The sequence below is a fragment of the Mesorhizobium marinum genome, from assembly GCF_040813675.1.
GTDB classification, from domain to species: Bacteria; Pseudomonadota; Alphaproteobacteria; order Rhizobiales; family Rhizobiaceae; genus Mesorhizobium_K; species Mesorhizobium_K marinum.
The window spans coordinates 938,131-960,272 of the sequence record NZ_JBFOCI010000002.1 but is presented as its reverse complement, the minus strand read 5'-3'; the positions used below and the strand labels follow the sequence as shown (position 1 = coordinate 960,272).

Genomic DNA, 22,142 nt, shown 5'->3' with positions numbered 1-22,142 from the left:
GGCACCAGCCCCGCTCACTCACATGTGTTCGCCGCCGTCAGCGCCTTGTCCCGCTCGGCCGGGTCCAGCACTCCGAGATGCCGGACTGCCGCGTAGAAGCGCGGATAGTCGCCCGAGCACAGGCTATACAGGCGCAGGAACGCCGGAACCTTGTCGCCGTAGACGGAAACCGCGGCCAGCTTGGCGTTGTCGATCGGCCCGTCGAACCAGCCGTCGTAGCCGCTGTAGCCGCCCCAGCGTTCCTCGCGCATGCGGCGATAGCGCGCGCGCAGCCGCTCGATCGCCGCCGCCTTTGCCGCACGCTTCCGTTCCGCGCCCGCCGAGCCGGCATAGATTTGCGCCAGTTCGTCCCGGGCCTGCGTTATCAGCGCGAAAAAGTCGGTCTCGCGCTTGCGCTCGGCCTCGTAGCCGCGAAGTTCGGCCGGATTGTCGGTCGCGCGCAGCCACTTCTCGACGCCGGTGGTCTCGACGGCGACGGCGAACGCCTCGTTGAATGCGGAATCGCCCTTCACATAGACGCGTTGGTGCGCCAGTTCGTGAAACACCACGCCGGCCAGCCAGGTTTCGCCCTGCCGCAGCATCGTGCTCAGGAGCGGGTCGCTCGACAGGCCGAGCGTCGAATAGGCGGTGACGCCCGAGACGTAGATTTCGTATCCCTGCCGCTGCAGTTCGGCCGCCTGGCCCGCCGCGGCCTTTTCGGAAAAGTAGCCGCGATAGGGAACGCAGCCATAGACCGGGACGCACCAGATGCGTGGCGCCAGCGAGAACTCCGGCGCGGCGAAGACGGCCCAGGTCACGTAGTCGCGGTCGATGTCGACATAGCTGCGGTAGCTGCTGTTGTCGGGCAGCGCCAGTTGTTCGCTCGCGAACTGGCGGATGGCGCTCGCCGTCGCCAGTCGGGCGCGCAACGCCTCGGGCGTCGATGGATCGTCGATCAGCCTTGCGACGTTCCTGCGCGCCGCCAGGATCTCGGCATGCCCCTTCAGCGACTGCGCGTAGTAGCCAGCGCAGCCGGTCAAGGCGCACAGCACGACCGCCGCCGCAAGCAGCCGGAACAACGTTCGCCTCACGCCCTGCCATCCATGGCTCGGATTTAGCCCGCCCGCGCAGCGGCGGGCAAGCGGGCGGTGCGGTTGAGGCGGGTCGCAACCGCCACGCCGAGACTGGAAAGGCCTGAAAAATTAGAAATTGCCAACAAGAAGAACTGGGCAGATAGTCTTGCCGGGGACTTGGGCAGTTGTCGGGAGGCAACGGCTATGGCCAAGGCTCGAGGCAAGACACCCGAAATCTCCGTCCACCCCTTTTTTGAAAGCGCGAACAGGCAGGAGGCTACCGACTCGGTGACCTTCATGGGCTATTGCGGCCCATCCACCGGCAACGGATCGATGGTCCTCTACGCAAGCCTAAACGAACTGGCGGATTGCATCGAAGTTCCCTCCGAGGACGTGCTCCACGTCGAGGACGTGCCGGAGGCGGTGTTGCCGTTCGGAGCAAAGCGCATCTGGATCAGGAGCAAGGCAAAGATTACCAGGCGCCGCACCGGCGACGCGGAGGACATGACACCCGCCCTGGGAAACAGAAAGCTCGTGGCGATCAGCAAGGGGCGATTGAAGATGCTGACGCGCATCCGCAGCGCCCGGGACGATGCCTGTGGCAACTGTATCAGCATGTGCAGCCTTTGCATCAGTCCGTGCAACTGCAGGGAGTGCAGTTCCGAGTGCAAAGCGCTTGAGGAGTGACGGCAGCGGCCGGCATCCGCATATGGCCCAAGCAACCGACGAATCCACGAAAGATGGGGCAGGCGGCGCTCCAAGCCCGCTTGCCGCTCTCGGCTTCGAAGCGCCCTATCTTGTCGAAAGGCTTGTCAAACATCAGCTCGCCGCCTCGGTCGATGAGGCAGACGCGCTGTTCGACGAGGTCAAGAAGTATCTCGTCCTTGCCGCAACCGACAAAAGCCGGGTCTGGGACATGTATTCCCTTCGAGTCGACGAGGTCTGGCACCAGTTTATTCTATATACCGCGCAATACAGCCGGTTCTGCCAAAGCTACTTTGGCCACTATGTTCACCACGCGCCGAACAATGCGCCGCGATCCGGCGCCGGAAGCGCCGCGCCGGTCGCTTCGTTTGCGGAATTTTGCGTTCGGTACCGCCAACTCTTCGGCCAGTCTCTGCCGGACGTCTGGTACGATGAGCGAAGCCTGGCGCCCGACCGCCGCCTGCGGAACGCTTTGGCGGGAAAGCTGACGATCAGGCGGCAGGGCGAGACGCTGGATCTTGTCGCGGACACCGGCGACATCCTCCTGACGATCAACGACATCGCCGGCGATGCGCTGGCCTTCATCGCCAGGAGCCCGGCGTTCTACGTTCGTGAACTGCCGGGCGGTCTCGACGACGAGGAAAAGGTCGGGCTGGCCGCCGCACTTGTCGAAAGTGGCGTCCTGCGGGTGGCCGGCTGAATGGTTCGCCTCGACTCCAAGCCGTCACATCCAGGACTTTCGGTTGCCGGCTTGGCGCGGACGCCGCATCCGCTGGTGCTGGAGGCATTGTCGCTACGCCCGCCGACAGGCGGACGCGCACTTGATCTTGGCGCCGGTGCCCTCAACGAAACGCGTCTTCTGCTGGGTCATGGCTTTTTCGTCGATGCCGTCGATAGCGATCCGGCCGTGGCTTCCGACGCGGCGGCGATCGGCGATCCGCGTCTTCGCCTGTTTGAGCGCGATATCCGCGACTTCGTGATCGCCCCGGACGCCTACGACCTGATCGTTGCGATCCACGTGCTGCCGTTCCTTTCTCGCGCCGAGTTGCGGAGTGTGACGGCTGCCGCCATCGCTGGCCTGACATCGGGAGGTCTGCTGTGCTGCACGCTGTTCGGATGCCAGGACGAGTGGGCGGGCACGAAACCCCGGCTGATCTTCCTTGAAAGGAAGGAAGTCGCGGCGGGCTTGGCGCAACTCCAGCAACTTGTCCTGCGGGAACGGAAGTTCATGGGCGCAGATGCGAAAGGCCGACCGAAGAGGTGGCACGTCTATCAGTGCATATGCCGAAAGCCGGACGTGTGAAGGCCGCGACTGAGCGAATTTATCTTCCCAGCCCCTTCAACCGGTAGAGCGCTTCCAGCGCTTCCCTCGGCGTCAATTCGTCCGGATTGATCGCGGCGAGCGCGTCGGCCACCGGATCGGCCTTCGCGACGGCCGGCGTCTCGCGCCGGACGGCGGCCGAAAACAGCGGCAGGTCGTCGATCAGTTTTTCCGCCTTGTTGGCGGTCTCGCCGCTCTCGAGCTGCGCCAGCACGTCTTTCGCCCGCGCCACCACGGCGGCCGGCAGGCCGGCGAGCCGCGCCACCTGTACGCCGTAGCTGCGGTCGGCCGCGCCCTTGGCCACCTCGTGCAGGAAGACGACGTCGCCTTCCCATTCCTTGACCCGCATGGTGACGTTGTGAAGCCGGCTCAATTTCCCCGACAGCGCGGTCATCTCGTGGAAATGGGTGGCGAAGATCGCGCGCGCGCGGTTCTGCTCGTGCAGGTATTCCACCGCCGCCCAGGCGATCGACAGGCCGTCGAAGGTCGCCGTGCCGCGGCCGATCTCGTCGAGGATGACGAGGCTCCGCTCGCCGGCCTGGTTGAGGATCGCGGCGGTCTCCACCATCTCGACCATGAAGGTCGAGCGTCCGCGCGCCAGGTCGTCGGATGCGCCGACGCGGGAGAACAGCCGGTCGACAACGCCGACATGGGCTGAGCGCGCGGGCACGTAGCTGCCCGTCTGCGCGAGGATGGCGATCAGCGCGTTCTGCCTGAGGAAGGTCGACTTGCCGCCCATGTTCGGACCGGTCAGAAGCCAGATCGCGCCGTTCCTGGCGCCGTCCTCGGGCGACAGGTCGCAGTCGTTGGCGACGAACGGCGCCGCCGCCTGGCGGCGCAGAGCCTGCTCGACCACCGGGTGCCGCCCTGCCTCGACCGCGAAGGCGAGGCTGTCGTCCACCTGCGGGCGGCAATAGTCCTGCGACGCCGCCAGGGCTGCCAGCGCCGACGACACGTCGAGCACGGCAAGCGCCTGCGCGCCGGCGCGGATCGCGTCGGCGGCCTCGACCGCTTCGGCCGCCAGCCGGTCGAAGGCGGCGAGCTCGATGGTCAGCGCGCGGTCGGCCGCGTTGGCGATTTTCGTCTCCAGCCCGGCCAGTTCGGTGGTGGTGAAGCGCATGGCGTTCGCCATCGTCTGGCGGTGGATGAAGCGGCCCTTCAGTTCGTCGGTGCCGTTCATCGCGGCCTGATGATTGGCCGTCACCTCGATGTAGTAGCCGAGCACGTTGTTGTGGCGGATCTTCAGCGAGCGGATGCCCGTCTGATCCTGCAGGTCGCGCTCCATGCCGAGGATGATTTTTCGCGACTCGTCGCGCAGCCCGCGCGCCTCGTCGAGGCCGCCGTCATAGCCCTCGCGCAAGAAGCCGCCGTCGCGCTTCAGGAGCGGAAGTTCGTCGGCGAGCGCCTCTTCCAGGTGCCCGGCGAAACCGGCGGGCAAGGCGGAGATCGCCCGCATCGCCTCGGCCAGTTCGTCCGGCAGCGGCGCGCTGCGGAACTGCGCGGCGATCTCGCCCGCCGCCGCAAAGCCGGCGCGCAGCGCGCCGAGGTCGCGCGGGCCGCCGCGGTTGAGCGCCAGCCGGGTCAGCGCACGCGGCATGTCGGCGACGCCCTTCAGCGACGCGCGCAGCGCCTCGCCGAGCCGCGCCTCGCTGCGGAAGAAGGAGACCGAATCCAGCCGCCGGTTGATCGCCCCGGGGTCGGTCAGCGGCGCGGTCAGGCGGTCGGCCAGCAGCCGCGCGCCGCCGCCCGTCACCGTGCGGTCGATCGCCTTGAACAGCGAGCCGTCGCGGCTGCCCGACAGCGTGCGCATCAGCTCGAGGTTGGCGCGCGTCGCCGGGTCGATGAACAGCGTCGCGCCGTTCTCCTCGCGCTCGGGCAGGTCGAGCGGCGGCCGCTCGGCGATCTGCGTCTTCTCGACATAGGCGATGACCGCCGAGATCGCCGACAGCTCGGCGCGGCTGAACGTGCCGAAACTGTCCGGCGTCGCCACGCCGTAGAAGCGCGCGACGCGGCCCGCCGCGGCGGAACTGTCGAAGAGCTGTGCCGGCTGGGGGTTTGCCACCCGTCCCAGCACGTCGAAGACGGGGCGCAACTCCTCGTCGTAAAACACGCTGTCGGCGACGATCAGCTCTTTCGGGTCGACCCGCAGCACGTCCGACAGCAGCCGCTCGGCATTGGTCTCGGCCACCTTGAAGGCGCCGGTCGAGATCTCCGTCCAGGCCAGCGCATAGGCGTTGTCGCCGCTGCCCTTGACCCGTCCGAGCGCCATCAGGAAACTCGATTCCGAGGGCGCCAGCAGTTTTTCCTCGGTGATGGTGCCCGGCGTGACCAGCCGGACGACATCGCGCTTCACCACCGATTTCGAGCCGCGCTTCCTGGCCTCGGCAGGGTCCTCGACCTGCTCGCACACGGCGACCCGGAACCCCAGCGCGATCAGCTTCTGCAGGTAGTCGTCGGCGGCGTGCACCGGCACGCCGCACATCGGGATATCCTCGCCGAGATGCTTGCCGCGCTTGGTGAGCACGATGCCGAGCGCGCGGCTCGCCTCCTCGGCGTCGCCGAAGAACAGCTCGTAGAAATCGCCCATGCGGTAGAACAGCAGCGAATCCGGGTTCGCCGCCTTGATCTCCACATACTGCTCCATCATCGGCGTGGCGGCCGGCTGGGCAGTCTCGCGCTTGATCGGCGTCTCGTCGTTCACCACGTCTTCCGTTGCGGCCGATTGTCGGGATGGGCCATCTGTTTGGCCCTTTACGGCTTTCGAGTGTAGCCTTAATCCCGAACGCTCCACAAAAACAAAGCTGCAGTCCACAGACAGCATCCCTGGGAGGGGACATCGGCATGGCCAGGAAACCGGAAAACGCAGGCCCGTCCGTCAGCCCGGAGGAGGCGCTGCATTTCCATGCGATGGGCCGCCCGGGCAAGCTGGAGATCGTGCCGACCAAGCCGATGGCCACCCAGCGCGACCTCAGCCTCGCCTATTCGCCGGGCGTCGCGGTGCCGGTCAAGGCCATCGCCGACGATCCGTCAAAAGCCTTCGACTACACCACCCGGGGCAACATGGTGGCCGTCATCTCCAACGGCACCGCCATCCTCGGCCTCGGCAATCTCGGCGCGCTCGCCTCGAAGCCGGTGATGGAAGGTAAGTCGGTGCTGTTCAAGCGCTTCGCCGACGTCGATTCCATCGACCTCGAGGTCGACACCGAGGACGCCGAAGCCTTCATCAACTGCGTGCGCTATCTCGGCCCGTCCTTCGGCGGCATCAACCTCGAGGACATCAAGGCGCCCGACTGCTTCATCATCGAGCAGAAGCTGCGCGAGCTGATGGACATCCCGGTCTTCCACGACGACCAGCACGGCACCGCCATCATCGCGGCGGCCGGGCTGATCAACGCGCTGCACCTCACGGGACGCGACATGAAGACGGCGAAGCTCGTCTGCAACGGCGCCGGCTCGGCCGGCATCGCCTGCATCGAGCTGATCAAGTCGATGGGCTTTTCGCCCGAAAATATCATCCTGTGCGACACCAAGGGCGTGGTCTGGCAGGGCCGCACCGAGGGCATGAACCAGTGGAAGTCGGCGCATGCCGCGAAGACCGACGCGCGTTCGCTCGCCGACGCGCTCGACGGCGCCGACATCGTCTTCGGCCTCTCCGCCAAGGGTGCCTTCACCGAGGACATGATCCGCTCGATGGCTGAGAATCCGATCATCTTCGCCATGGCCAACCCCGATCCCGAGATCACGCCGGAGGAGGTCGCAGCGATCCGCGCCGACGCGATCATGGCGACCGGCCGCTCGGACTATCCGAACCAGGTCAACAACGTTCTGGGCTTCCCCTACATCTTCCGCGGCGCGCTCGACGTGCGCGCCACCACCATCAACGACGCCATGAAGGTCGCCGCGGCGGAAGCGCTCGCCGAGCTCGCACGCCAGGACGTGCCCGACGACGTCGCCGCCGCCTACCAGGGCAACCGGCCGAAGTTCGGCCCGCAATACATCATCCCCGTGCCCTTCGACCCTCGGCTCATCTCGGCGATCCCGATGGCGGTGGCCAAGGCGGCGATCGAAAGCGGCGTCGCCCGCAAGCCGATCCAGGACTTCGACAAATACGCGCTCGAACTGTCGGCGCGGCGCGACCCGATCGCCTCGACGCTCAGCCGCATCTACGACCGCGTGCGCCGCAAGCCGCAGCGCGTCGTCTTCGCCGAGGGCGAGGAGGAGCAGGTCATGCGCGCCGCCGCCTCCTATGCGCAGCAGCGGCTGGGCACCGCCATCCTGGTCGGGCGCGAGGAGATCGTGCGCGAGAACGCGCGCGCCGCCGGCGTCGACCTCGACCGTCCGGGCATCGAGATCATCAACGCCCGCCTGTCGCGCCGCAACGGCGTCTATGCCGACTTCCTCTATGAGCGCCTGCAGCGCAAGGGCTACCTGTTCCGCGACGCGCAGCGGCTGATCAACAACGACCGCAACCATTTCGCGGCCTGCATGGTGGCGCAGGGCGACGCCGACGCGATGGTGACCGGCGTCACCCGCAACTATTCGACCGCGCTCGACGACATCAGGCGCGTCATCGACGCGCGGCCCGGCCACCGCGTCATCGGCGTGTCGATCGCGCTGTGCCGGGGTCGCACGGTGATCGTCGCCGACACCGCCGTGCACGACATGCCGAACGCGCTGGAAATCGCCGACATCGCCGAGGAGACCGCCGGCTTCGCCCGCCGGATGGGTTATGAACCGCGCGTCGCCATGCTCGCCTATTCCACCTTCGGCCACCCCGCCGGCGAGCGCTCCGAGCGTGTCCAGGAGGCGGTCAAGATCCTCGACAAGCGGCGCGTCGACTTCGAATATGACGGCGAGATGGCCGCCGACGTGGCGCTCAACCCCGAGGTGATGAAGCGCTATCCGTTCTGCCGCCTGTCCGGCCCGGCCAACGTGCTCGTCATGCCCGCCTTCCACTCGGCCTCGATCTCGACAAAGATGCTCCAGGAACTCGGCGGCTCCACCGTCATCGGCCCGCTCTTGGTCGGCCTCAACAAGCCGGTGCAGATCGTCCCGCTGAGCGCGAAGGACAGCGACATCGTCAACATGGCCGCGATCGCGGCGTACAGCGCGGGCGTCTAGCGCCAGCCTTATCTCCCCCCTTGCGGGGGAGAAAGCAAATTCCTGGGCTTGGCGCAGCCAAGTCCTTGGGGTTTGCAAGAGAGGGGGGAAGTCTGTCGTGAACCGCTCCCCTCACTTGCGATTTCTGACACTTAGCCGGCGCTTCTCCAAAAAATCTCCCGACATTTTAGTCCACCCTCTTCCCACTGCCCCCATACTCCACCTCGCTCCTCCCGAGGGAACGCCGGTCGCGACGGTGGTCAGGTGGGGAGGAGACGGCGCCTCCGGCGTGGGCCAACGTAGCCCGCGCCCGGGGAGGCCGCGTCCAGGGGTCCCTGCCGCCACTACGGGCGGCGCGCGCCGGACGAGGCACACAGGCGGAGCTGGCGAAGGCTCGCGAAAGCGAGACGCGGCGGTGGAGCGGCGAAAATGCCCGACATCGCCAGAACCGGCGCAGCGGAACGGACGCGGACGGAAATCGCCGGCGGGGCGCGGAAGCCGCGCCACGTTACCAGACTAGGAAGGCGCAGGCCCCGTGCCCCGCTTCCCGACTTCTCCTCCCGCGGCGAGGAGCGTTCTTTGACAAAGGCCAGACTGCGGAGGCAGGGCGTGGCGAGGGCGAAACGCGCTCGCCGCCGGAAGCCCCGCCCGGCACGGCGATGGCGCGCACTAGGCGCAGGCGCTGCCGCGGCGTAAGCTCATGTGCCGCCACGGACAGGGCGGCGAAAGTCCCGCGGCCGTCTTCAAACGAGGAGGTATCTCCGATGACGACATATGGGAAAACCCTGGTTCTGGCGCTCGCGATCACCGGCTGGGCCGACGGCGGCATCGCCCAGGAGGCCGGCACCGTCGTTCCCGAGGGGGAGATGACCATGTTCTGCCAGAAGGCGGCGGCGGCGCGCTTCGAGGTGCAGCCCGACGCCATCACCACCGACCCGCCGGTGCGGCGCGAGGGCAAGCTCGTCGTGATGGGCACGGTGGACGACGAGGGCACCGACCGCGACGCCGGCTTCGACTGCCGCTTCGAGGAGAACGGCGCCTATATCGGCATCATCGGCGCGCCCGGCGACTGACGCCGGCTCCCCGGCGGCCCCTCCGGGCACACCCTTCCGGCCGCATTTGCCGGCGGGGCATCCCCTCCCATCGTCGTAGCGGTTAGCGGGTTGGCAAATCGCGCGCGGCGTCTAAACTCGCCGCTCCGACGCATCCAGGGAGGAACAGATGCCGCGATCCGCAACCCGCCTCGCCGCCGCCGCCGTGTTCGCGGCAGCGCTCGCCGCCGTGCCGGCCAAGGCGCAGGACTTCATCAACGTGCTGACCGGCGGCACGTCAGGCGTCTATTATCCGCTCGGCGTGGCGCTGTCGGAGATCTACGGCAAGACCATCGAGGGCGCGCGCACCCAGGTGCAGTCCACCAAGGCCTCGGTCGAGAACCTCAACCTGTTGCAGCAGGGCAAGGGCGAGATCGGCTTCGCGCTCGGCGATTCCGTCAAGGCGGCGGCCGAGGGCAACGCCGAGGCCGGCTTCGCCAAGCCGCTCGACAAGCTGCGCGCCATCGCCGCCATCTACCCCAACTACGTGCAGATCGTCGCCAGTAAGGAATCCGGCATCGCCGCCTTCGCCGACCTCAAGGGCAAGAGCCTGTCGGTCGGCGCGCCGAAATCGGGCACCGAGCTCAACGCCCGCGCCATCTTCGGCGCGCTCGGCATGAGCTATGACGACCTCGCCAGGACCGAATACCTGCCGTTCGGCGAATCGGTCGAGCTGATCAAGAACCGCCAGCTCGACGCGACGCTGCAGTCGGCCGGCCTCGGCGTCGCCTCGATCAAGGATCTCGCGACGTCGCTGCCGATATCCGTGGTGGCGGTGCCGGCCGAGGTCGCCGAAAAACTCGGCGCGCCGTTCCAGGCGGCGACCATTCCCGCCGGCACCTACGAGGGCCAGGCGGAAGACGTGCCGACGCTGGCGATCACCAACATCCTGGTCACCCATTCGGGCCTCTCGGACGACCAGGCCTACCAGATGACCAAGCAGCTCTTCGAGAACCTCGACCAGATGGTCGCCGCGCACAACGCGGCCAAGGCGATCTCGCTGGAGAACGCGGTCAAGGGCCTGCCGATCCCACTGCATCCGGGCGCCGAGCGCTACTACAAGGAAAAGGGCCTGATGTAGCCGGACGCCGGGCGGGGCCAGCCCCGCCGGCACAACCGTTCGGAGGCAGGCATGGCCAACAGCGCGGAGCCGGGCGCGCCGACCGCGGCGGGCGACGCCCACGACCCGACCGGCGGCGGCTTCGCCGCCGGCGCCGAGGGGCGGCTGCTGTTCTGGATCGCGGTGGCGTTCTCGGCGTTCCAGATCGCCACCGCCGCGCATGTGCTCAGCGTGCCGAGCCAGATCCTCAGGGCCGACCATGTCGGCTTCCTGATGCTGCTCGCCTTTCCCCTCGTCGCCTCGGCGCGCGGCAGCGGGCCGACCGGCAAGGCGCTCGCCTGGGGGCTGGCGCTGGCCGGCGTCGCCGTCGCCGTCTACCAGTATGTCGAATACGAGCCGCTGATCCTGCGCGCCGGCGACCTCAACAGTCTCGACCTCGTCTTCGGCGTGGTCGCGCTGGCCACCGTGTTCCTCGCGGCCTACTGGATGATGGGGTCGGCGCTGCCGATCATCTCCGGCGCCTTCCTGCTCTACGCGCTGTTCGGCGAGTACCTGCCTGCCCCGCTGGACCACCGCGGCTACGACTTCGCGCAGGTCATCGACCAGATGGCCTACGGCACCGAGGGCATCTACGGCATCCCGGTCTACGTCTCGGCGACCTACATCTTCCTGTTCATCCTGTTCGGCTCGTTCCTCGAGCGCGCCGGCATGATCCGGCTGTTCACCGACGTCTCGCTCGGTTTCGTCGGCCATGCGCGCGGCGGCGCCGCCAAGGTGTCGGTCATCGCCTCCGGGCTGATGGGCACGATTTCCGGCTCGGGCGTCGCCAACGTCGTCACCACCGGCCAGTTCACAATCCCGCTGATGAAGCGCTTCGGCTATCGGTCGGCCTTCGCCGGTGGCGTCGAGGCAACCGCCTCGATGGGCGGTCAGATCATGCCGCCGGTGATGGGCGCGGTCGCCTTCATCATGGCCGAGACGCTGGGCGTCGAATATTACGAGGTGGTCAAGGCGGCGCTCATCCCGGCGCTGCTCTATTTCGCCTCCGCCTTCTGGATGGTGCATCTCGAGGCCGGCAAGCACAACCTGCTCGGCCTCTCCAGGGCCGAACTGCCGTCGCCGCTGAAGGCGCTGCGCAACGGGTGGTTCCTGATCCTGCCGCTCGCCGTCCTCGTCTACCTGCTGTTCTCCGGCTACACGCCGCTCTACGCCGGCACCATCGGGCTGGCGATGACGGTGCTGCTGATCCTCGGCGGGTCGGTGGCGCTCGGCCTGCCGTCGACGGTGCTGCGCGTCGTCTTCTGGATCGGGCTCGGCGTCGTGGCCGCCAGCTTCTTCCGCATCGGCATCAACGCCATCCTGGCGGCGGCGGCCGTGCTGGTGGTCGCCAACATCTTCGTCAGCGGCGGCCGCGACACGCTGGCCGCCTGCCGCGACTCGCTGGCCGAGGGCGCGAGGACGGCGCTGCCGGTCGGCGTCGCCTGCGCCGTGGTGGGCGTCATCATCGGCACCATGACGCTGACCGGCGTGGCGACCACCTTCGGCCAGTTCATCGTCTCGGTCGGCGAGTCCAGCCTGCTGCTGTCGCTGGTGCTCACCATGGTCACCTGCATCATCCTCGGCATGGGCATCCCGACCATCCCGAACTACATCATCACCTCGTCCATCGCCGGGCCGGCGCTGCTCGAACTCGGCGTGCCGCTGCTGGTCAGCCACATGTTCGTCTTCTATTTCGGCATCCTCGCCGACCTGACGCCGCCGGTGGCGCTTGCCTGTTTCGCGGCGGCGCCGATCGCACGCGAGAGCGGGCTGAAGATCTCGCTGGAGGCCATCAAGGTCGCCGCCGCCGGCTTCGTCATCCCGTTCATGGCCGTCTACACCCCGGCGCTGATGCTGCAGGACGGCGGCCCCCTCGCCGCCGCGATCGGCTATCTGCCGGCGGTCGCCTACATCGTCGTCAAGGCGGCGCTGGCGATCGCGCTGTGGGGCGCCGCGGTGATCGGGTTCCTGCGTGCGCCGCTGGTAGCGTGGGAACGACTGCTCGCCGCCGCCGCCGCATTCACCCTCGTCGCCGCGCTGCCGATGACCGACGAGATCGGCTTTGCGCTGGCGGCCCTGATGGTCGGCCAGCACTGGCTGCGCACGCGCGCAAGCCGACCGGCCGGGCCGCCGGGCAGCGCCTCGCCTCCATGAGCCTCTGCATCCTCGCCGCAGGCAAGACGACGGTGCTCGCCGCAACGGCCTTCACGCTGTCCTGGAGCCATTCCGTCGAGAAGACGCGCTGGGAGGAGGACTGGCGGGTGACGCCCGCCGGCCTGGAGATCGTCGAGGCGCGCGTCGAAGGGTCGGGCGCGGGCATGGAGCCGGCCGAGGGCGCGGTGCTCAGGGACGGCTGGTGGGTCTATACGCCCGGGATCGGCCCGCGTGCGGAACTCGTGCTTGCGGCGTCCGGCGCAACCGGCGGCGGCTGGCGGCTCTGCGCCGGCACCGATTGCATCACGCTTGGCGCCGAGGCCGGCACGACGGCGACGCTTCGTCCCTGCGCCGACGGCGTCAGCCGCTGAGCGCATCGTCGCGCCGGGCCGCCTCGTTCCTCCGGCGCTTCAGGAAGGCGCGCACTGCAAGATCGGTCTCGAGGCCTATGGCCAGCACATAGGCGCGGTCAGCCGCCTCCTTGTCGCCGACCAGCGACAGCAGGTCGGCGCGCGCCGCCCAGTATGGCTGGTACTGGTCGAGCCGCGCGTCGCCGATGGCCTCGAGCAGGGCAAGCCCTTCCGCCGGCGCGCCGGCATAGGCGACCGCCACCGCACGGTTGACGGCGGCGACCGGCGACGCCGTCACGGAGACAAGCGCCTCGTAGAGCGTCGCGATCGCCGCCCAGTCGGTGCGGCCGAGGAAGCGGCGCGCCGCGTGCGCCGACTGGATCGCCGCCTCGAGCTGGTAGCGGCCGATGGCGCTGAACGCGCCGGCCCGCACGAGCAGGGCGTCAGCTTCCGCAAGCAGATCAGCGTCCCACAGGCGCGTGTCCTGTTCGCTGAGCGGCACGAACTCCCCCTCGACGCCGCGCCGGGCGGCGCGGCGCGCCTCGGCATGCAGCATCAGCGACAGCAGGCCGAGCGATTCCGGTTCGCGCGGCATGAGTTCGACCACGAGCCGGCCGAGCCAGATGGCCTCGGAGGCGAGATTGCGGCGGCGCGACTCCGCGCCGCTCGCATCGGCCCAGCCCTCCGAAAAGGCGGCGTAGACCGCTTCCAGGACAGCCCCGAGCCGGTCGCCCAGTTCGGCGGTACCGGGAATGCGAAACGGGATTCCGGCCTGCTTGATGCGCGCCTTCGCCCGCACCAGGCGCTGGCCCATCGCGGCCGGCGACACCAGGAAGGCAGAGGCTATCGTCGCGGCGTCGAAGCCGAGCACGGTCTGCAGGATCAGCGGCGCGCGCACACCGGTCTCGATGGCCGGGTGAGCGCAGGCGAAGATCAGGCCTAGCCGGTCGTCGGGCAGCTTCTCCAGCGCCATCTCCTGCTCCAGTTCTTCGCCGATCAGGCGAAGGTGGGCCTGCGCCGCCTCGCCGGCGATGCGCCGCCGCTGCTGGTCGACCGAGCGGCGCCGCGCAACTGTCAGCAGCCAGGCCTCGGGATGGTCGGGCACGCCGGTTTCGGGCCACCTTGCCAGCGCCGCGGCGAAGGCGTCGGCAAGCGCATCCTCGGCGCCGGCGACGTCGCGGGTGCGCGCGACCAGGTAGGCGACCAGCCTGCCGTAGCTCTGGCGGGCAGCGGCCTCGGCCGCCGCCCGCGCCGGTTGCGTCCCGGCGGCCATGTCGTTCAGCGGGTCGGCCAGATCGGCCGCACCTCGACAGTGCCGAAGCCCGCGCTCGGACAGCGGGCCGCCCAGGCGATCGCCGCGTCGAGGTCTGGCGCCTCGATGATGTAGAAGCCGCCGAGTTGTTCCTTGGTGGCGGAGAAGGGACCGTCCAGCACCTCGGTCTTGTCGTTGCGCACGCGAACGACGGTGGCGGCGGAAGCCGGCCGCAGGCGTTCGCCGGAGACCATCGCGCCGGCTTTGATGAGCGCCTCGTTGTAGGCCATGTACGGCGCGCTCATCTTCTCCTGTTCTTCCGGAGAGGCCGACGTGAACGGCGTGTCGTCATGATGAAGCAGAAGCATGTACTGCATGGGTCGTCTCCTGTTGGCTTTTCAGGCCGCGTCAGCGCGGGCCGAACGGAAGTCGCGCGACCGAACGGGATTTCGACAACTCAGCAGATTTTTTTGCAGCAGGCGAGGAGCGGCGCGCTCCCGCGCCCAGCTTTCGGCGACGCGATGAGGGGCGTGTGGGGCGGAACCCGGCCTGGTGCCGGCCCGGATAGGACGGTCGCTGCGGCTGGCCGCCGGTCAGTGGAGGGTGATGCCCAACGACGTGGTGCGGCGCGCGCAAGCCGGGCCGGGGCCGCGCATGTAATGGCGCTCGGGGCGATAGGTCGGCGCCACGAATTCGCGCACGGCGAACGCAAAATGCGAAATGTGGTTCCAGATCGTCATCGTAACCCGTCCTGTCCCTCGGATGTCCCTTCCGATTGCAGACATGTTTACGCGTCCAGTCGTGAATCTTCGGTGAACGCGATGTTAATCTTCACACTGGATCGGTCCCGAGCGTGGCCGAATCACGGCGGTTTGGCGGCGGTTCTCCGGCCAGCCGTCAAACCTTCCGGCCTGTGCCTTTTCCGACACAGCCGTTTCGCGTCGATGCCGCCTGCGGCATTGACTGTTTCAGTCGTGTCGCAAACGCGCGCGGCTAGGGCGTGGACTCAACTGAACGCATCCAGAGTCTAGCCGAAGCGAGTGCGACAGCGGCGAGGAAGTTCGTGGCGTGCTTTTCGAAGCGAGTGGCGATGCGCCGGAACTGCTTGATCTTGCAGAAGAAGCGCTCGACCAGGTTGCGGCGTCTGTAGAGTTCGTGATCGACGGAGCGTTGGGCCTTGACGCGGCTCTGGGTCGGGATATGGGCCTCACCGCCTGCCCTGCGGACGAGATCGATGATGGCGCGGCTGTCGTAGCCACGGTCGGCGACGAGCGCCCGAGCTGGCGGCAATCCCGCCAGAAGATCTGGCACGGCGGTCTTGTCTGACGCCTGCCCAGGCGTGATCAACAACCGGACCGGCAGTCCGTCTTGATCGACGACGGCATGGATCTTGGTGCTCAGTCCGCCACGAGAACGGCCGATGGCGTGATCCGGACCCCCTTTTTTCCACCGGCTGCGTGCTGGTGGGCCCGCACGATCGACGAGTCGATCAGGTGAAGAGACTGCGGCGACTGGGCCGCCAGGGCCTCGAACAGGCCGAGCCATACCCCCTTCTTGGCCCAACGATTGAAGCGGTTGTAGACCGTCGTGTATGGCCCATACCGTTCCGGCAGATCACGCCACGGCGATCCTGTCCTCAGCACATAGAAGATGCCGTTGACCACCCGACGGTCGTCAACCCGACGCTTACCCTTGCCAGCCGCAGGAAGTAGCGGCTCGACAATCCGCCACTCCGCCTCGTTCAGATCGTATCGCGCCATTTCAAGGCCTCCTTCCGGAACCCTTGAATCAACACCGCGACCAATCAGCAAGGCCTATTGAGTACGCGCCCTAGGCGTTGCCGATAATCACGCCGGCAGCAAGGACGAGGCTGCCGCCCAACACGACCTGGAGAACGGCGCGGAAGAAAGGCGTCTCCATGTAGCGGTTCTGGATGAAGGCGATCGCCCACAGCTCGACGAACACCACCGCGATGGCGATCGCCGTCGCTGTCCAGAAATGCGGGATGAGATAGGGCAGCGCGTGGCCGAGGCCGCCGACCGCGGTCATGATGCCGGACGCCAGGCCGCGCTTCACCGGCGACCCGCGCCCAGACAGCTTGCCGTCGTCGTGGGCGGCCTCGGTGAAGCCCATCGAGATGCCCGCGCCGACCGAGGCCGACAGGCCGACGAGAAACGTCTGCCAGGTGTCGCCGGTGGCGAAGGCGGCGGCGAAGATCGGCGCAAGCGTCGACACGGAACCGTCCATCAGGCCGGCCAGCCCTGGCTGGACGTAGGTGAGGATGAACTGGCGGCGCTCGGCCGTCCTTTCCTCCTCGCGCACGTCTTCCGGCACGTGCTGGAGGCCGAGCCGCCGCGCCAGCGACTCGTGTCCCTTTTCGGCGGCGGCCAGGTCGCCCAGAAGCTTGCGCGTCGATGCGTCGGCGGTCCGCTTGGCGGCCTCGACATAGAAGAGATGCGCCTGGCGCTCCATCTCTTCCGCCTGGTCGCGCACGCGGTCGATGCCGAGCGGCCGCACGAGCCAGTCGGGCTTGCGCTCGTAGTAGCCCTTCACATGTTCGCGCCGGATCAGCGGAATGCGTTCGCCGAACCGCTGGCGGTGCAGTTCGATCAACGCGCCGCGGTGGCCGTCCTCCTCAGCGGCCATCTCGTCGAACACGCGGGCCGAGTTCGGATAGGTATCCGCCAGCCCGTCGGCATAGGCGCGGTAGATCCGGGCGTCGTCCTCCTCCGACGAGATGGCAAGCGCGAGAATCTCCTGTTCCGAAAGGCTTTCGAAGGAGCGGCGGCCGAAGCCGAAAACGCGGGACAGCATTGCGGGGTTTCCAGTTTAGAATGATTCTAATCTAGACGCCCGTCGGGCTATGGTCAATGTGCGCACGGCTCCTTGAACCGCGCCTCCGGGGGTGCCCGGCCGGCGGCACATCTTGTTATAGGGCAATGTTAGGCTATATAAGCTATTCTGACCCGATAGGAAAAGCCGCCATGGCGAAGAAGCAGCACGCGCATCACGTCGACCCCAAGCCGCTTATCGAGCTGATCGCCAGCATCGAGGCGGACCTGCAGAGGCTCAAGGGCATGCTTGAGCCGCTGCCCGAAAAATTCGACCCGGCAAACCCGCACAACAAGACCTGCGACGGCAAGCTGACGCCCGACGGCGTCGAATGCTGCTACCGCATGTTCGACGACGGTGCGAGCCGCTACTCGGTCGCGCGCGCGATGAAGATTTCGTTTGCCGCCGCCACCCATCGCTTCAACGCGTGGCGCAAGGCCGGCGGCGAAAAGCGCGTCCGCGCCCTGATGGGCTAGCAACCCCGGGCAGCGACCAGACGGCGGGTTCGCCGCTAGGGCTGGCCGTTGCCCGACAGCACCTTTGCCGCCCCCTGGACGCCATTGCGGAAGGCATCGTCGAAACCGACGCCCCGCACCTGCCAGCGCCGTTCGACACCTTCGGCCGCGATGCGCCAGTCGGCGATCCAGCCGAGCGCCGCGTCGCTCCAGGCAAGCGCGCCCGATAGCGCGAGATCGGCGCCCGTCGAACGCGCCAGGCTGCCGAGGCGGATATCGTCGGCCACAGGCCCTTCGGCGGCCAAGCCGATATCCGACAATTGCTCCATCGCCGGCAGGACAAGCGGCAGCGCGATGGCCTCGGCGGCAGCCGCCAGCGACGCGCGCATGTCGTCGGCGCGCGCTCCGTCGCTGTTGCTGGCAAGCATCGATCGTTCCCCCTTGATGCCGCGCACCGAGATGACGGCGGCAAGGCGCGGGCGCGCCAGCCAGGGCTTGCGGCCAAGCCGCTCCAGGAGCGCGTCCACCTTGCCTGGATCGAAAACACAGGTCAGATCGTGCGGCCGGTCGTAGCTGCCCTGCTCGTCATGGATGGGAATGCCGGCCAGCCGGTCGCCAAAACTGAAGCGGGCGATGAGACCGGCCGCGTCCGTCGCCCGGACAAGCGGGTTCGCGTCGAGGCCCGGGTCGCCCGACACCCTGACGAGCACCCGGCGCAGGCACGCGGCGAAGCCGATCGACCGGCGCGGTTCAGCAGTGCCGCTGGTGACGGTCTCTGCCGTGTAGAGGCCCGAGGCACGCAATGATCCGGTGCCCGCGACCAGCGCCGCAAGCGTCAGGAACCAAAGCCGGCAAAGGACAGCAGCAAGCGACATGACTGGACGTCCCGGAGCGCGCAAGGCTAGCAGAGGCGGGCGGGCCGAAGAAGCTCAGTCCAGCGTGCGGCGGAACCGGAGCAGCGCCACCGCGGCGAAGATGACGACGAACAGCCCCAGTACGGCGACCTCGCCGGCGATCGCGGGAAACTCGGCACCCTTCAGCATGACCGCTCGGGTGATGCGCAGGAAATGCGTCAACGGGAAGATCTCGCCGAACACCTGCGCCCAGTCGGGCATGCCGCGATAGGGGAACATGAAGCCCGACAGCAGGATCGACGGCAGGAAGAAGAAGAAGGTGAGCTGCAACGCCTGCATCTGTGTCCGCGCCACGGTGGAAATGCTGTAGCCGAGCAGGACCAGCGCGAGCACGAAGACCAGGATGGCGGACAGGAGCAGCGTCAGCGAACCCTGGAAGGGGATCGCAAACAGCAGCTTGGAGGCGACCAGCACGACCACCACCTGGACCGCCCCGACGACGAGATAGGGAAGCACTTTGCCGAGCATGATCTCGACCGGCGATGCCGGCATGGCGAGCAGGTTTTCCATCGTGCCGCGCTCCGTCTCGCGCGTCAGCGCGATGGAGGTCATCATCACCATCGTCATCTGCAGGATGACGCCAAGCAGGCCGGGCACGATGTTGTACTGCGAAATACCCTCAGGATTGTAGCGGCGGTGCACGACGACATCGAGCTCGGCCCTGGAGCGGTTGGCGGCCTCGGCCTGCTTCCCCTGCTCGCGCAGCAGCGCGCGCTGCGCGACGGTGCCCAGCGTCGAGATCGCCCCGCTCGCCACGGCCGGATCGGTCGCATCCGCTTCGATCAGGATCTGCGGATTGTCGCCGCTCTCGACGCGGCGCGCGAAATCGGCGGGAATGGTCACCAGGAAGGCCACCTTTCCGCTGGCGATCAGCGCCTCGGCCTCGGCTTCGCTGCTCACCACGTGGTCGAACCGGTAGTAGCCGGTCATCTGCAGCGCCGTGACCATGGCGCGCGTGTAGTGATCGTTGCTGGTGGCGACCAGCGCCGCCGGCAGGCTCTTCGGATCGTTGTTGATGGCGTAGCCGAACAGGACCAGCTGCATCAGCGGCACGCCCAGCATCATGGCGAAGGTGATGCGGTCGCGCCGCATCTGGATGAATTCCTTGATCAACAGCGCGCCAAGCCGCGCGAAGGAGAAGACCGTGTTCATGCCATGTTGTCCCGCGACGAAGACATGAACTGGATGAAAACGTCTTCTAGGCTGGTCTCGCCCGGCGTGACGGTCACGCCGTCGCGCTCCCGGATGTCGCCCAGCGCCGCATCGAGAAGCGCCTTGTCGGAGCCTACGACGTGCAGCGTCGTGCCGAACGGCGCCACCTGCTCGACCCCCGGCCTGCCTTCGAGCAGCGCCGCGACCTGGTCGAGCCGCGGACCGGCCACCACGAAAGTCGTCAGGCCGGCGTTGTGCACGACCTCGTCGACGGTGCCGGTGGCCAGCATGCGGCCATAGGAAATGTAGCTGATGCGGTGGCAGCGCTCGGCCTCGTCCATGTAGTGGGTCGAGACCAGGACGGTGAGGCCGCCCCGCGCAAGGTGGTGGATCTCGTCCCAGAACTCGCGGCGCGCCTTCGGGTCGACGCCGGCCGTCGGCTCGTCGAGCAGCAGCAGCCTTGGCTTGTGCATGATGCAGGCGGCCAGCGCGAGCCGCTGCTTCCAGCCGCCCGACAGCGTGCCGGCGAGCTGGTTGCGGCGGGTCGCAAGGCCAAGCTCTTCGAGCGTGCGCGTGACGTGGTCGGCGACCGGCTTCAGCTGGTAGAGCCGCGCCACGAACTCCAGGTTCTCGGCGATGGTGAGGTCCTCGTAGAATGAGAACTTCTGCGTCATGTAGCCGACTTCGCGCTTGATCTTCAGGCTTTCGGTGCGCAGGTCGTAGCCCAGCACCTGGCCCTCCCCCTCGTCGGGCGTCAGGAGCCCGCACATGATGCGGATGGTGGTCGTCTTGCCGGAGCCGTTCGGCCCCAGGAAGCCGACGATCTCACCCTCGGCGACGCGCATGGTGACATGGTCGACGACCGTCTTGTCGCCGAAGCGCTTCACCAGCCCGGTTACGTTGATGGCGTCCATGCTGTCTCCGGCAGGGTGCGAGGTGAGCAGGGGGAAGATGTCCGTGCAGCCGGCCGCCCTACTCCCCTATTCCCCCAACTCCACATCCACGATCTGGCCCGGCTGCAGCGGCGAGGCGTCGCCCACGGGCCTTGCCTCCACGAGGTAGACCAGCTTCTGGCGCGTCTCGAGCGAATAGATGACCGGCGGCGTGAACTCCGGATCTGGCGAGACATAGCTGATGCGCGCCTCGAGCCCGTCCGGGCAGCCGTCGCAGCGCACCTTGAGGAGCGCGCCCACCGAGACGCTGGAGAGGGACCGTTCCGGCACGAACACCGAGAGTTTCACCGCGCCGTCCGGCAGCATCGAGACGACTGGCGCGGACGGGCCGGCGATATCGCCGGGATTGCGGATGACGTCGTCGACGCGCCCGGCCGAGGGCGCGGTCAGCGAACGCTTGGACAGCCGCCAGCGCGCCTGTTCGAGCGCCGTCTGCGCCTGCTTCACCTGGTTCTCGGCGGCCTTGATTTCCTCCGGGCGCGCCGGAAGCTTGGCGACCGCCAGGTTGGCCTGCGACTGGTTTATCCTGGCCTCGGCGACCTCGACGGCGGTCTGCGCCTCGTCGAATTCTGCCTGGGTGACGATGCCGCGGTCGAGCAGGCCGGTGGCGCGTGCCAGCACGCGGCGCTTCTCCTCCGCCTCGGCCTCGGACGAGCGCACCATGGCATCCAGCACGGCGATCTCCTCGGGGCGCCTGCCGAGGCGCAGGTCGGCGAGTTGCGCCGTCGCCTGACCTAGCGCGGCCTCGGCCTGGGCGACCGCGATGCTGGCGTCGTCTGCCTCCATCTCGGCGACTGCGCGGCCTGCTTCGATGCGATCGCCTCGCTTGACTGCGATCGACTTGACCTGGGCGACCTCGATCGGCGCCAGCAGCACGAAATCGCCCTCGACATAACCGACTGCGAGCGTCGAGCCGCCGGCGCAGGCCGAGAACAGCGAGGCGACGATGGGGATCGAGCAGAAAAGGCTCATGGTCGGTCGCCCTTACGGCCGGCCAGGATGGCGGCGAGATTGTCCTTCACCACGGAACCGATATCGGCGGCCTGATTCGGGCCGAGGTCGTCCCAGCCCATGCGCCGCATCACCGCGGCGCGCGCGATCCGGAAATAGACGACCTGTCCGATCAGGGTGAACACGGTGAGGCGGGCGCGCTCGCTCTCGGCGTCCTCGCCGCTTGCCTCCGCCCAGATGCGGCAGAGCTGGCGGTGGACCGGCTCGAACACGCCGTCATAGATGATGTCCAGCGCCTCGCTCGGTCGCGACATCTCGCGCAGGACGAACTGCACGACTTCGCCGGCTTCGGGACGGGTCGTTATGAAGCCGACCATGGTTTCCAGCACCGCGTCGAGCCGCGCCTTGGCCGCGTCCGGACCGTCGGCCTTTGCCGTGGCCTCGGCCATCGCCGCGCCCGCAACGCCGCCGATCGTCTCCACGATGTAGTGGGCGCAGGCGGCGCGAAGGCCCTCCTTGCCGCCGAAGTGATAGGCGATCGAGCCGATGTTGGCCTTGGCCAGCGCGGCGATCTCTCGCGTCGACGTTCCCTCGAAGCCCTGGCTGCCGAACAGGCGCAGCGCCGCCCGGACGAGCGCGATGCGGGTCTGGTCGGCGGGCGACGGCGGCGCGCCGCGTGGCTGCACGGTGACGGGCGTTCTGGTCATGGCCCATTTTAATCAATCGAATGATTAACGTCAACGCTTCTTGCCTTCGCCTGC

21 protein-coding genes are annotated in these 22,142 nt (G+C 67.8%); 9 read left to right on the top strand and 12 right to left on the bottom strand.

Translation table 11 applies throughout. The features are described from left to right. Positions 1-14 precede the first annotated feature (14 nt). Entirely contained in the window at positions 15-1,070 is a 1,056-nt protein-coding gene (locus tag ABUE31_RS10225) for an aminopeptidase (RefSeq protein ID WP_367723431.1), read from the bottom strand. A gap of 186 nt (positions 1,071-1,256) precedes the next feature. Here ABUE31_RS10225 and ABUE31_RS10220 point away from each other — a divergent pair, with 186 nt between their 5' ends. Genes ABUE31_RS10220 through ABUE31_RS10210 form a run of 3 tightly spaced genes read left to right on the top strand, consistent with a single transcriptional unit; the run spans position 1,257 to position 3,060 of the window. After that, positions 1,257-1,739 carry a hypothetical protein gene (locus ABUE31_RS10220; protein ID WP_367723430.1) on the top strand — a complete coding sequence of 161 codons (483 nt, stop codon included), beginning with the start codon at positions 1,257-1,259 and terminating at the stop codon, positions 1,737-1,739. After that, positions 1,651-2,457 carry a glycine-rich domain-containing protein gene (locus ABUE31_RS10215; protein ID WP_367723429.1) on the top strand — a complete coding sequence of 269 codons (807 nt, stop codon included), beginning with the start codon at positions 1,651-1,653 and terminating at the stop codon, positions 2,455-2,457. Before ABUE31_RS10220 ends, ABUE31_RS10215 begins: the two co-directional genes overlap by 89 nt. Continuing rightward, entirely contained in the window at positions 2,458-3,060 is a 603-nt protein-coding gene (locus ABUE31_RS10210; RefSeq protein ID WP_367723428.1) for a methyltransferase domain-containing protein, read from the top strand. Between the two features lie 19 nt (positions 3,061-3,079). Here the strand turns inward: ABUE31_RS10210 and mutS are convergent, their stop codons facing one another. Further along, entirely contained in the window at positions 3,080-5,725 is a 2,646-nt protein-coding gene (gene mutS, locus ABUE31_RS10205; RefSeq protein WP_367723618.1) for a DNA mismatch repair protein MutS, read from the bottom strand. Between the two features lie 194 nt (positions 5,726-5,919). On the opposite strand from mutS, the gene ABUE31_RS10200 reads away from it, so the two are divergent. From ABUE31_RS10200 to ABUE31_RS10180, 5 genes are all read left to right on the top strand, one after another. Beyond that, complete coding sequence (locus ABUE31_RS10200; RefSeq protein ID WP_367723427.1) at positions 5,920-8,199, top strand: NADP-dependent malic enzyme; 2,280 nt, start codon at positions 5,920-5,922, stop codon at positions 8,197-8,199. A 743-nt stretch (positions 8,200-8,942) separates the two neighbouring features. After that, on the top strand, positions 8,943-9,251 hold the full coding sequence (locus ABUE31_RS10195) for a hypothetical protein (RefSeq protein ID WP_367723426.1): 309 nt from the start codon (positions 8,943-8,945) through the stop codon (positions 9,249-9,251). 148 nt (positions 9,252-9,399) lie between these two features. Further along, on the top strand, positions 9,400-10,350 hold the full coding sequence (locus ABUE31_RS10190) for a TAXI family TRAP transporter solute-binding subunit (protein WP_367723425.1): 951 nt from the start codon (positions 9,400-9,402) through the stop codon (positions 10,348-10,350). Positions 10,351-10,401: 51 nt separating this feature from the next. Then, the gene (locus ABUE31_RS10185) at positions 10,402-12,522 is read left to right on the top strand and encodes a TRAP transporter permease (RefSeq protein ID WP_367723423.1); all 2,121 of its coding nucleotides are present in this window, start codon (positions 10,402-10,404) and stop codon (positions 12,520-12,522) included. Continuing rightward, positions 12,519-12,893, top strand: a complete 375-nt coding sequence (locus ABUE31_RS10180) for a DUF1850 domain-containing protein (RefSeq protein WP_367723422.1) — start codon at positions 12,519-12,521, stop codon at positions 12,891-12,893. The genes ABUE31_RS10185 and ABUE31_RS10180 overlap by 4 nt, the downstream gene beginning before the upstream one ends. Here ABUE31_RS10180 and ABUE31_RS10175 read toward each other — a convergent pair. From ABUE31_RS10175 to mbfA, 5 genes are all read right to left on the bottom strand, one after another. Beyond that, positions 12,883-14,145: an RNA polymerase sigma factor gene (locus ABUE31_RS10175; protein WP_367723421.1), complete on the bottom strand. Its 1,263-nt coding sequence runs from the start codon at positions 14,143-14,145 to the stop codon at positions 12,883-12,885. The two genes, ABUE31_RS10180 and ABUE31_RS10175, sit on opposite strands and share 11 nt — an antisense overlap. Before the next feature lie 5 nt (positions 14,146-14,150). Next, positions 14,151-14,501, bottom strand: coding sequence for a YciI family protein (locus ABUE31_RS10170; RefSeq protein WP_367723420.1), 351 nt, complete (start codon positions 14,499-14,501; stop codon positions 14,151-14,153). A gap of 216 nt (positions 14,502-14,717) precedes the next feature. Continuing rightward, on the bottom strand, positions 14,718-14,864 hold the full coding sequence (locus ABUE31_RS10165) for a hypothetical protein (protein WP_367723419.1): 147 nt from the start codon (positions 14,862-14,864) through the stop codon (positions 14,718-14,720). Positions 14,865-15,117: 253 nt separating this feature from the next. Further along, positions 15,118-15,884, bottom strand: a protein-coding gene (locus ABUE31_RS10160; protein WP_367722482.1) for an IS5 family transposase whose coding sequence is annotated in 2 segments (ribosomal slippage) — positions 15,118-15,560 and positions 15,560-15,884 — 768 coding nt in all. Because the reading frame shifts where the segments join, the coding sequence is not laid out codon by codon here. Positions 15,885-15,954: 70 nt separating this feature from the next. Next, positions 15,955-16,938 carry an iron exporter MbfA gene (gene mbfA, locus ABUE31_RS10155; RefSeq protein WP_367723418.1) on the bottom strand — a complete coding sequence of 328 codons (984 nt, stop codon included), beginning with the start codon at positions 16,936-16,938 and terminating at the stop codon, positions 15,955-15,957. 170 nt (positions 16,939-17,108) lie between these two features. Here mbfA and ABUE31_RS10150 point away from each other — a divergent pair, with 170 nt between their 5' ends. Beyond that, the gene (locus tag ABUE31_RS10150; protein ID WP_367723417.1) at positions 17,109-17,432 is read left to right on the top strand and encodes a hypothetical protein; all 324 of its coding nucleotides are present in this window, start codon (positions 17,109-17,111) and stop codon (positions 17,430-17,432) included. 35 nt (positions 17,433-17,467) lie between these two features. Here the strand turns inward: ABUE31_RS10150 and ABUE31_RS10145 are convergent, their stop codons facing one another. The 5 genes from ABUE31_RS10145 to ABUE31_RS10125 all read right to left on the bottom strand — a co-directional run bounded on the left by ABUE31_RS10145 (position 17,468) and on the right by ABUE31_RS10125 (position 22,088). Continuing rightward, positions 17,468-18,286, bottom strand: a complete 819-nt coding sequence (locus ABUE31_RS10145) for a DUF8605 domain-containing protein (RefSeq protein ID WP_367723416.1) — start codon at positions 18,284-18,286, stop codon at positions 17,468-17,470. 54 nt (positions 18,287-18,340) lie between these two features. Then, complete coding sequence (locus ABUE31_RS10140) at positions 18,341-19,477, bottom strand: ABC transporter permease (RefSeq protein WP_367723415.1); 1,137 nt, start codon at positions 19,475-19,477, stop codon at positions 18,341-18,343. Next, the gene (locus ABUE31_RS10135) at positions 19,474-20,391 is read right to left on the bottom strand and encodes an ABC transporter ATP-binding protein (protein ID WP_367723414.1); all 918 of its coding nucleotides are present in this window, start codon (positions 20,389-20,391) and stop codon (positions 19,474-19,476) included. Before ABUE31_RS10135 ends, ABUE31_RS10140 begins: the two co-directional genes overlap by 4 nt. 66 nt (positions 20,392-20,457) lie before the next feature. After that, positions 20,458-21,402, bottom strand: coding sequence for an HlyD family secretion protein (locus ABUE31_RS10130; protein WP_367723413.1), 945 nt, complete (start codon positions 21,400-21,402; stop codon positions 20,458-20,460). Continuing rightward, entirely contained in the window at positions 21,399-22,088 is a 690-nt protein-coding gene (locus tag ABUE31_RS10125) for a CerR family C-terminal domain-containing protein (protein WP_367723412.1), read from the bottom strand. The genes ABUE31_RS10130 and ABUE31_RS10125 overlap by 4 nt, the downstream gene beginning before the upstream one ends. Positions 22,089-22,142 lie beyond the last annotated feature (54 nt).